We start from the raw sequence: 10,874 nt of genomic DNA, 5'->3' as shown, positions 1-10,874 counted from the left end.
AATCAAAAATATGTTTAAACTGAGATTTTTTAAACAAATAAGTCATCTATTCCGTAGGAACAGAGGCTATTCATTCACTTGATTCTTCATATAAATCCGAAAACTGTTAAGAAAATTTTTAAAAAACACTTAGAAAAGAATTTCTGAATCACTTTCCTTTTTGATATTTAGCAATGAAGAAAATACTTTTTTAATGGTCAATCATCATTGGGTCTTAATAAACATGATTTTATCTATTTTATTATGTTTCATCAGGAGTAGAAGATTTTAAATAACATCCACCCTTGAATAAGTTTCTAGTTATTTTTCAATGGTTAACTGGCCATCAATGATTCGGAAAATGCGATCACAATAGGTAAGCATTCTCTCATCATGCGTAACCATCACTGTACTTCGGTCCGTTCCTTCTGTCATCTTTTTTAATAGTTGTACAACCATTTTAGCTTTTTGAGTGTCTAAACTAGCGGTAGGTTCGTCCGCCAAAATTAATTTTGGTTCAGTATAAAGTGCTCGACATATCGCAGCTCGCTGTTGTTCACCTCCAGATAAATCAGATGGATATAAATCCTTTCTCTTTAATATATCTAACTGTTCCATCAAATCTTGCGCTTTTTGACGATTATATTTTTTCTTTGCAAACTTATCGACCAAAATAAGTTGTTCCTCTATGGTTAAAAAGGGAATCAAGTTGGAAGACTGTAAGATGAATCCTATTTTATCATATCTAAGACTATCTTTTTCTTTAGATGATAGCTTCGAAAAATTTTTCTCTAAAAAATTTATTTCACCATTATTTGGCGCTTGAAGACCTCCCATCATCGTTAATAAGGTACTTTTTCCTGACCCACTGGGTCCTACTACAGCAACTAGTTCACCGGAATTGATCAAAAAACTTGTTTCTTTCAAGGCTTCAATCGTTTCACGACCATCTGAATATGTTTTACTAACATTTTTAAACGATATAATTTCCATAAAACACTCCTATTCTAATACTTCCAAAGGATCAATTTTGGCAATGCTACTAACAGAAAATAAAGCTCCAACGATTGAGAATAGCAACATTAATAAAGCGATAATAAAATAGTATAAACCATTTATTTCAAACGGTACTGCAGTTGGTAAAAAATAAGCAGAGATAAGATTCAATCCTAATCCAATAGAAATTCCAATGATATTAAGAATAACCGTTTGTAATAATACTGATTTTCCGATATAACTTGAAGAGATGCCTTGAATCTTCATAATCGCAAAAGTTTGTCTTTTTTGATTAGTAATAATATACATGAATACCCCTAAGATAATTGAGGAAATGAGCACTAAAAAGCCAATCATTAAGCCAAATGTTAATACTTGAGCCAAATATCCAGGAAGGGCTAGAATAAATTCATCCACCGGAATAACTTCTACATCATCATTAGATTTAAGGTCGTTGTTTTGATGAACAATGATCGCTGATATTAAATCTGGCATATTGGGTGTAGGTGTCGTATAGGTATCAATCGCTTGTTCAGAGTTTCGATTAGGATTAAATAACATCATTGCTTGACTAGCAATTTCTAGATCAGTATAAATGACAGGAGAAACGCTATATTTAGCTTCTTGAGAAAAACCTACAATTTTCAATTTATTTTCATTACTGCTTAATTCGATCGTATCACCTAATTTAAGATTCAATTCATTTTTAAGTGACATTGAGCCAATAATTTCACCACTATTTTCTGGTAATCGTCCCTCCAAAACTTCCGGATAAATAGGCGAATCTTGACGCATACCAATCAATACAAAATTTTCAGTCGTATCGTCACTTTTTTCGCCGTTCAAATACCCTACGGTTCGTGCAATATTAATGGCTGAAATTTCTTGGTCATCGTAATCATAATAGATGTCTTTATCTAGCTGACTTGAAAGAATATTTTTATTGACTCCTGATTTTAAAACAATGCTCTTAGCATTCCATCTTTCAATCTCACTGGTGTTATCCTGTGAAAGTCCATATGCTAAACCCATTAAAAAATATACCAAATAACTAATTAACACAGTAATGCTAATAATTAAGATAAAACGTTTCTTTTCTTTTTTTATTTCTTTTAGTGCTAAAAACATTTGCCACCTCCAAATAGAATAGGATAAATGTAACAAATAAAATAATTTAAGTCAATTAAGAACAACCTTACTCATTCAGATAGTTTTCTTAATTGACTCAATAGTATCAATTAAATTCTACAAACAAATGGTATTCACAGTCAATTTTCTTCCTATTGAAATTCATTTCTATCTCAATAAAAGCAAAAAGAACAGGTTGCGTTTCGCTGTCTATAGAAAGGTATTAATCCACAGTAGGACTAAGATTTCCAACACTATCGCAACGAAATTCACCTGTTACTTACTATTTTATTTTTAAACTCTCAATGACTACTTTTAACTGTTGTTGCCATTGATAATGACAATTCATTGATTGCTTCTACTGCCTGTCTAGTTACTGATCACATACTTCTTCTAGCTTATCATCGCATCATTAACAAGCTTCACGATTAGTCCTGCAATTTGATTTTAAAGACGAACGTGCGCTCATTATTTTCGACTGCATAGTCAATCCCATAATTTTTGAGTAATGTTTTGATGATATATAATCCTAAACCATGACTATCTTCTTTGTTTAAATCAAATTTGATGTCCATTAGCGGTTTTAAATTAACTTCAGAATGAGTCATATTGGTGACACACAACCAGTCGTTTTTAATGTCAATCGTGATAACACTATTAGGTTCTGAATATTTGACGGCATTACTAATTAAGTTCGATAGGACCAAATTGAGTGCTTTCTTGCCAATCAAAAGTTGTTCTGATTGGATCGTGCTGTTAAAAGTTAAATGATTACGCATTGCTAATTCATCATATTTTACTAAGACCCCATCTAGCACTGATTTAATAGTGACCCATTCCTCATCATCCTTTAAATACTCTAAAGATGAAAAAGTTAGAATTTGTGAAATATTATATGTTAATTCATTGGTAATATCCAAACATTTGTCAATATACAAATCACGATCCTTATATTTACCGATATTATATTTCATGTTTTCTAAAATAATTTTCATCCGTGATAAAGGTGTCTTCAATTCATGCGACGATCCTCTTAAAAAGTCATACTTCATCTGTTCTAGTTTGATGATTTCTTTATTTTTCACTTCGATGTCGTCAATTGAACTTAACAATGACCGATATAATTCATTAATTTGTAATTTTAATTCTGCTATTTCATCTGCACTATTCACCTTTAAATACGCCTGACGATCAAGTTGCATCATTTGATCGGTGACATCTTTTATTTCGCCTATATTGTGCTTAATCATTTTAGCATAGAGAAAGGCAATGATGATTGAGACGGCTATTGAAAATATTACGCTCAGTGGTAAAAATTTAAAACTAATTGATTTGGCTTCCTTTAACATATCGGCGGTTGAAACAAAGTTAATCATTAATTCATCACCGCTACTAGAATGAATGGCACGATCTTCAACAATTAATGAATTGGTATTGCTGTTTAAATTCACATCAATGCCCTCATCAATCGCAAGTTCATTCGCATTCACCCCTTTTTTTATAAAGGCTTTAATATCGTTACTACTTGAGAAAAATTCTAATGATTGGGTAATGTAATTCAAATCTTTGCCATCTAAATGTTCTGCTATTTCATCCGCCTTCACTGTCAGTTCATGTTTGCGTGTTTCTAAGTATGATTTGGGAAACATAAAGAAGACTAAAAGGTGAATAATCATGATAAGAAGCACGAGCACCGAAAAGATTTGAATGAACATTTTGGGTAATATCTTTAACTTTTTCATTGTCTCTCCAATTTATAGCCGACGTTACGCACCGTCACGATGCAATCTAACAGTAGTTTTTTACGTAACTCTTTAATATAAACATCAATCACGCGATCAAAAGGTATTTCATCCGTGTCTTTCCAAACATTATCTAATATTTGACTTCTGGTTACCACACGTCCTTCATTACTAGATAAATATTTTAGGACTTCCAATTCCTTCGCTTTCAAGTCAACTATCTCACCCTTTAACTTGGCGGTATAATTTAAAAAGTTAACCTCTACATCCTTGTAAACAAACTGATCGGTCGTACCATAATATTTTTTCAACAGTGTTTCAATACGAACTTTTAATACCGGTAATGAAAATGGCTTTTGAATATAACCATCCGCAAAATTTGTAAACGCATCGATTTTATAGTCTTCATCACCGAAAGCTGTTAGCATAATCACCGGTAAATCTGACTTTTTGCGAATTTCTTTCAAAACATCAATCCCATTAATGATCGGCAACTGAATGTCTAAAATAATCAAATCGATGTCAGCATTAAATTTTGACAGTGCTTCCGCACCATCTTTGGCTTCAATGACCGAATAATTATATTCTTTTAAATATTCACTAACTCCTTCACGAATCATTTGATCGTCTTCAACTATCAATATTTTCATATAATCCTCCATTAATTGTTGTGACATAACTACCTTTTTGGTAACAGGTATTCTTAAGCTATCATCACTCAACCCTAATACACTATCTATTAATGTTTTAAAGTGGGTATGCGACAGGTATAATCTTCTACTTGAATACTGCAACAAATCCCTTCAAAACATCCAAATACCGCTTACCTCTCTTTCCTTATTATATCAAAGGTAGAACTGCGTTTGGTAGTCATTCATTTAAAATTTTGAATTGAGCATTGAGCTAGAAATTTATCCTACACTTACTGAAGCTATTCAACTGCTTAACTTTTTATCATTAGAAAAAACTGAATTCCAATAGTCGATACTATTACCCAAACAATTACCGATAACATACAGGTTAACTCGAGCCAACCTCACATACAGCCGCAAAGCAATAACTATAGCGTATAAGTTAACTGGTGGTAGCACTTCTCATACAGTCAGCCGAATATTAAAAGATAACATAACAGTTAACAGCTAGCATCCCACATACAGTCAGCCATACATTAACTGATAACATATGGTCAAGCAAATATTAATTACCTTCCTATTCGAGGTCTATCTTGTCCATTAAATATTGTTTGCCTTTCCTATTTTAGGACTCTCTTGTAGCTAAACACAATAAAGTGGATATTGATAAAATCTTTGTCCTATCCAATACCACTTAAAAATTTATTTGGTGTCGATTAATAATTCACGAGGATTTTTTCTAATGGTTTGATATGAAGAGATAAACAGTGAGATGACTAACACCACCAAAATGAAACTACCTACTAATAATAATGATTGTAAATCAACATGAATCGAAAGATCAGAAATGGTTTTAGTAAAGCCTTCTGTTTCTGCTCCAGCGCCTAATTGACTTGAGGCCGCTTTTTCTGCGATTTCATTTAAGATATTATGATTAATTCTATCTAAGATAAGATTACTAATCCGTGTTCCGATTTTATTTGTTAACAAGTAAGCCCCTAACATGGCTGGTACACTAATCAGAATCATCTCCAATAAGTGTTGGCAGAAGATTTGTCCTTTCGTTCTACCGATTGATAACATGATCGCAATTTCTTTTTTACGTGCATTCATCCAAAGGGTTAATAATAAGGTGATAATAATACCCGCAAACACTAATGAACCGATTAATAATTGGTTGGTAATCGCAAAGATTTTCGAAATCGATAATTGTAAAGCTGGGTAATTAGCAGTACTCTTGATTAAATTATATTGTCGCCAATCGATGTCTAGCTTCGATAATGTTTTGATGACTTGATCCACGTTGATGTTACCTTTTACGAAAAAGGTTGCATCTTGATAAACGGCTGTATCTTCGGTATTACCATATACTTTAGCTGCCGTATCAATATCCGAGATAATATTGTTTTCATATAATTCTTGAGAGGCTACGACTCCACCTTTATTATGGCCATCAAATATCCCTTTGATTTCGACTTCCACTGTTTCGTCAGCTTGTTTGACATTATCGGCATCATAAAGATTAGATTTTAGTTTGATTTTATCGCCAATCTTTAAATTATTTTTTTGCGCTAAATCTTTATGGATTAACACTTTATTTTTATCTTGATCATTTAAATGACTACCTTCGATTAAATTGAAGGCACCTGAAACGAATTTGGTTTCTTTTTCAGAATTATTGACACCGGTAATCATCACAGCATTTTTAAAGTTTTCTCTTTGGTTTTGTTCTGTATAAGGTGTTTCGATTAGCTCATAATCAACTAAGTCGGCAACACTGTTAATTCGCTTCACAAATGAATCTACGACTTCTGTCTCAGAAATTTTCTTAATGTCTTCGCCTTTCACATTTCCACCACCACGAGGTGTCCCAAAATTGACTTGGCGGTTAATTTCCATTAAGAAACTACTATTAATATTACCAAAGGTCGAACTGACCATTTCATTAGTTGATTGTTTGATGGAAACACTCATTAAACCGATGGAAGCCATTACTAATATGACTAAAAAGATGATGAATGATTTTAAGCTTTTTCTAGTTACATAGGCAATCGCATTTTTAAACATTATTGATCCCCCTTATTCTTAACTGGGACTAATTGTTTGTTCTTCAATTCTAAAACAATATCAGCGGCATCGGCTACTTCGCTACTGTGGGTGACGACAATCACGCATTTGCCTTTTTGTTTAGCAATGTCTTTTAAGATGTCAATAATCTCAGTCGCTGTATCCTTGTCTAAATTACCTGTTGGTTCGTCCGCTAAAATAATAGGAGCTTTCGATACCAAAGCGCGTGCGACAGCCACTCTTTGTTGTTGACCACCGGACAGTTTTAAGACATTACGATTGATTTGGGTTTCATCTAAGCCTAATTCCAATAAACTCTCTTTGGTCGCATCAGGATTGACTAATTTTAAATTCTCCAGCGGGCTTAAATAATCGATTAAGTTATAATTTTGAAAAACTAGCGAAATATTGTGTTTACGATGATAACTATAACCATTTTTAGCGATATCTTGCTCTTTAAATAATATTTGGCCACTTCTTGGTGTGTCTAATCCTGCTAATAGTGACAGCAAGGTCGATTTACCAGCACCTGATTTACCGATGATGGCATAAAACTTGCCGGACTCAAATGATTGGTTCACTAGCGATAAGACTTGTTCATTGCTTTTTTTATATTGATACGAAACGTTTTTTAATTCAAGTATTTTCATTGTTAACTCCTAACTAATTTCTGATAAGATGGTCTTCGGTTTCTTTAATAAAATGATCGAACAGGATAACATAACGGCTAAGAAAATTATGACCAGTAATAAGCCATAAGCCATCCCAAAGTGGGTTAAATTATCCCCGATATTCTCAATCGGTAACATTTGGCTACCGATACTTTCGTTGGTAATCGAATTGAAAAAATCGGTTAAGAAAAATTGATTCAGCTGCCATCCAAGGATAAAGGAAAGTACCGCCGCTGGTAAGGAAACGAGCAGTAGCTCCAAGATAAACTGTGAAATAATGACCTTTTTACTCATGCCGATAGCTAAAAAGATGCCTATTTCATAGATTCTTTCTCTTAGCCATAAGATTAAGATTAAGGAAAGAACGGTTAGGCCACCTAAAATCATGGCATTGGTCACAATTTCAATAATCTGTTGCATACTTTGCAAGGCCGTAAGCGTCTTTTGGAATGCTTTATCATTTTTCTCGACTTCATATTTTGACCAGTCAATGGGTAAATTTTTGATTTGTTCATGAGCTGATTCTAAGTTTTCAACTGAATTGGTATGGAGGGTCAGTTTATTCGTGATCATTTGATCTTGGTTTAGTCCCAATTGTTCCTGACTGGTTTGATAATCGACAAAAAAGGTGTTCTCACTAAAATCTGAACTTAATCCTGTATAACTTTCTTGCTTTTTCCCTGTAAAAATGCCGCTAATGGTATATTCTATCGTTTCATGTACGTTTAAGGTTTCGATATCGACTAACTGCAAACGAATGGTATCATTTAATTTTAAACCATTTTTCTCGGCAAATGCTTGGTGAACGAGTACATGATGCTGGCTATCAGATTGAATCGGTTGGCCAGCAACGAGTGTAAACACGCCACTTGAAAATAACAAGTCTCGTTGGGAATCATTGGTTGCTTGAACATCGACCACATTCGATAATTGTTCCGGGGTATCTTCTCGGAAAATTTGTTGTTCCCCTTCAATCACTTGGTGATCCACTAATTTAGCCAAACTTTGATATTCAGGATTAATGTCCTCTATTTCCTTTATACTCTTTAACTGTTCGAAATCTTTCATCGCAAATGAAGAACTATCATTTTTAGTTATCGATAAAGAGGAGTTTGAAATTTTAAAAACATTATTTTCAATTTGTTGACTCGCATTTAAGATGGTTAAACAAGTAAATAAACTTGTTAAAATAAACATCAATATGAGAAAAATAATCAATGTTCGGTGTTTTTTGCGGGTAATATAAGCCCACGCATTTTTTTGTATATTCAAAATATCCCCTCTTTATCATTTATTAACATTTTAATCTAAAGTTACTTTATAGATATAAGGATATAATTTCCCGGTAATATAAAATTCATTATCCTTAATGTGTGCAATACCATTTAAAGTATCCATACTTGCGATTTGCTCTTCGTCCATTGTCTCATCGATGATTGAGCGGACATCATATTGATCAACCACTTCTCCTTTATTCGTATCAATCTTAACAATTTCATCACGATAAAGTCGATTCGCATAAATATATCCATTATAATATTCTAATTCATTTAATTTTGAAGCTGCTAATTTACCATTCATAATTTTGACTTTGTCTAATACTTCAAACGTCTCTGGGTCATGTTTATATAAAGTGCTTGACCCATCCGAACGCCAAAGTACTTTGTTTTCTGAATCATAACAAAGCCCCCATCCTTCTGTTTCCATAGGGATTTCTTCTAATATTTCAAATGTTTTAGGATCACGTTTTAGAACTAATTTTTCCTTCCAGGTCAATTGCCATAAATAATTTTCAGTATGGGTAAGACCTTCTCCAAAATAATTATGTGGTAGGAGTTGAGCATCTTCTAATTGACCGGTCTCTAAGTTAAATTTTCCTATTTTGGATTGTCCTTGTAAACCTGTTCCCAAAATTAATTCATTGTCTTGATTGAGTTCTAATCCTTGCGTAAACAGTGGTGTGTTAACGGGATACTTTTCAAGTAAATTGATTTCACCAGCTAAAACCTCAGTTGTGTAGACGATATTTGCCATTAACAGACAAAGCAGTACGATAAAACTCTTTTTCATCGGTAATCTCCTAGTTATGATTATTGATAAATTCATCAATTAATCGTGCCATTTCTTCGTATTGGGTCATATAAATTAAGTGATCCCCTTCTAAAATATGAGTTTCCACTTCGTCTGGGTTTTCAGATAATAATTTATGTTGCATTTCCCAATCTTCCGTAATTTTATCCATGAATTCACGACGCATTTCGATATCTTCATAAGAATCTTGAGCTAATAAGTATAATGCTGGGATGCCAGAAGGAATTTTTTCATCTTTGAAGTCATTTAAAACTTGATTTGAACGATTACTTTCATCTACCACATCGGCATTATTTAAGTTCAATTGTGCAATGTAGCGATATTGAAGATTCACTTCATCGTCTACATCTGGAATCTCAGGTAAATCAGTCGCTTGACCACTATCATCGATTGGTGCTTCTTCATGTTGCATTTCCATAAAGCCGTTCATCATTGGGGTACTCGTATCCATCCCAATCACACCTAAGACTTCATCTTGATACATTTGAGAATATTTTAAAGCATATAAACCAGATAATGAATGTGCCACTAAATAATATTCTTTAACATCCATTTGTTCTAATGCACTATGTAACTCTTCGGTAATGTTTTCTACTGTACGCTCTTCATTACTTACATCAGATAACCCATAACCAAATGGTTCAACTACTAAAATATGATATTTTTTAGCTAAGGCATCCAATAAGTTTTTATGTGTTAAAGGTTGAGAAGCTTCACCTAAACCTGGCATGAAGACTAATGTTTTAGATTCACCTTTATGTTCCGCACCTAATTCATATACGTTCATTTGTAAATCTTTAACAGTTATCTTAGTACCATAATCTTTGATTAATTTTTTTAATTCTTCTTTATCTGTTGGAATCGGATCTTTTTCTTCTACATGTTCTTCTTTCGTCGTCACAGACGGCTCTGTTGTTTCTTCCATACCGCCTTCCATGTTCTCTTCCATCGTTTCTTCCATACTGCCTTCCATCGTTTCTTCCATGTTTTCGTCCATGGTAGTATCTGATGAATCTGACTCGTTCATTTCGTCCATTTCCTCTGTCATTTCAGTATTATCCATTTCTTCTGCATTCACAGGATATAGTGGAAGTGCCACTAAATTACTACTTAATAATGATGCAATTAATAATTTTGTTTTGATGCTGTTTTTCATTTAAAAACATCCTTTCATATTTGATAGCTTAACTTTAACACAACTATATAAAATGAATATGAAATGGATTTTGTAAAATAAAAAATTTTGTTTTAACGTTAAACGGGCATAAATTTTTTAAATATTAATGTAACTATTGAAAAGTTGTAGCGTCTTAATATTTTATACTATAGAACAACAAATGACCCCTAACTCATTAGATGTTACTCTAACGGTTAGGGGTCATTTTATAACCAAAGATTACATTGTCATACTGAAGCATGGTCTGACAAGTTCACTTTACAATAGTCCTATGTTTAACTAATAGATTATCTTAACTATTTCATTCAACATAGGTCTAATTTTATAGTTGAGGCTGTGCATAAGCTTATAAATTTAGTTAAGGTTATTGTTCCTTAATTAATAGCGCAGT

Annotated in this window: 9 protein-coding genes; all 9 read right to left on the bottom strand. The window is 33.0% G+C overall.

Annotated features, from left to right (window positions below; translation table 11 throughout):
* Window positions 1–300: 300 nt before the first annotated feature.
* A complete protein-coding gene (locus tag GSA01S_RS07295) occupies window positions 301–972 on the bottom strand; it encodes an ABC transporter ATP-binding protein (RefSeq protein WP_066126228.1) in 672 nt (223 codons plus the stop codon).
* A gap of 9 nt (window positions 973–981) precedes the next feature.
* Entirely contained in the window at window positions 982–2,103 is a 1,122-nt protein-coding gene (locus tag GSA01S_RS07290) for an ABC transporter permease (protein WP_066126226.1), read from the bottom strand.
* Between the two features lie 428 nt (window positions 2,104–2,531).
* Window positions 2,532–3,845 (bottom strand): sensor histidine kinase, encoded by a 1,314-nt coding sequence (locus GSA01S_RS07285; RefSeq protein ID WP_066126224.1) that lies wholly within the window; start codon window positions 3,843–3,845, stop codon window positions 2,532–2,534.
* Entirely contained in the window at window positions 3,842–4,495 is a 654-nt protein-coding gene (locus GSA01S_RS07280) for a response regulator transcription factor (protein ID WP_066126223.1), read from the bottom strand. The genes GSA01S_RS07285 and GSA01S_RS07280 overlap by 4 nt, the downstream gene beginning before the upstream one ends.
* A 684-nt stretch (window positions 4,496–5,179) precedes the next feature.
* On the bottom strand, window positions 5,180–6,544 hold the full coding sequence (locus GSA01S_RS07275) for an ABC transporter permease (RefSeq protein WP_066126221.1): 1,365 nt from the start codon (window positions 6,542–6,544) through the stop codon (window positions 5,180–5,182).
* Window positions 6,544–7,194, bottom strand: coding sequence for an ABC transporter ATP-binding protein (locus GSA01S_RS07270; protein ID WP_066126220.1), 651 nt, complete (start codon window positions 7,192–7,194; stop codon window positions 6,544–6,546). The genes GSA01S_RS07275 and GSA01S_RS07270 overlap by 1 nt, the downstream gene beginning before the upstream one ends.
* 9 nt (window positions 7,195–7,203) lie before the next feature.
* Window positions 7,204–8,487: an ABC transporter permease gene (locus tag GSA01S_RS07265; protein WP_066126218.1), complete on the bottom strand. Its 1,284-nt coding sequence runs from the start codon at window positions 8,485–8,487 to the stop codon at window positions 7,204–7,206.
* Window positions 8,488–8,517: 30 nt separating this feature from the next.
* A complete protein-coding gene (locus GSA01S_RS07260; protein ID WP_066126217.1) occupies window positions 8,518–9,285 on the bottom strand; it encodes a glutaminyl-peptide cyclotransferase in 768 nt (255 codons plus the stop codon).
* 10 nt (window positions 9,286–9,295) lie between these two features.
* A complete protein-coding gene (locus GSA01S_RS07255) occupies window positions 9,296–10,462 on the bottom strand; it encodes an alpha/beta fold hydrolase (protein ID WP_066126216.1) in 1,167 nt (388 codons plus the stop codon).
* Between the last annotated feature and the right edge of the window lie 412 nt (window positions 10,463–10,874).

The organism is Globicatella sanguinis NBRC 15551 (assembly GCF_001552295.1).
GTDB classification, from domain to species: domain Bacteria; phylum Bacillota; class Bacilli; order Lactobacillales; family Aerococcaceae; genus Globicatella; species Globicatella sanguinis.
Note: the sequence above shows the minus strand (reverse complement) of the source record. Positions and strands in the feature narration are given on the sequence as shown.

Bases quoted from the DNA above. Each gene is read 5' to 3' on its own strand.
- GSA01S_RS07295 (WP_066126228.1), bottom strand. From the start codon at position 972: ATGGAAATTATATCGTTTAAAAATGTTAGTAAAACATATTCAGATGGT.
- GSA01S_RS07290 (WP_066126226.1), bottom strand. From the start codon at position 2,103: ATGTTTTTAGCACTAAAAGAAATAAAAAAAGAAAAGAAACGTTTTATC.
- GSA01S_RS07285 (WP_066126224.1), bottom strand. From the start codon at position 3,845: ATGAAAAAGTTAAAGATATTACCCAAAATGTTCATTCAAATCTTTTCG.
- GSA01S_RS07280 (WP_066126223.1), bottom strand. From the start codon at position 4,495: ATGAAAATATTGATAGTTGAAGACGATCAAATGATTCGTGAAGGAGTT.
- GSA01S_RS07275 (WP_066126221.1), bottom strand. From the start codon at position 6,544: ATGTTTAAAAATGCGATTGCCTATGTAACTAGAAAAAGCTTAAAATCA.
- GSA01S_RS07270 (WP_066126220.1), bottom strand. From the start codon at position 7,194: ATGAAAATACTTGAATTAAAAAACGTTTCGTATCAATATAAAAAAAGC.
- GSA01S_RS07260 (WP_066126217.1), bottom strand. From the start codon at position 9,285: ATGAAAAAGAGTTTTATCGTACTGCTTTGTCTGTTAATGGCAAATATC.
- GSA01S_RS07255 (WP_066126216.1), bottom strand. From the start codon at position 10,462: ATGAAAAACAGCATCAAAACAAAATTATTAATTGCATCATTATTAAGT.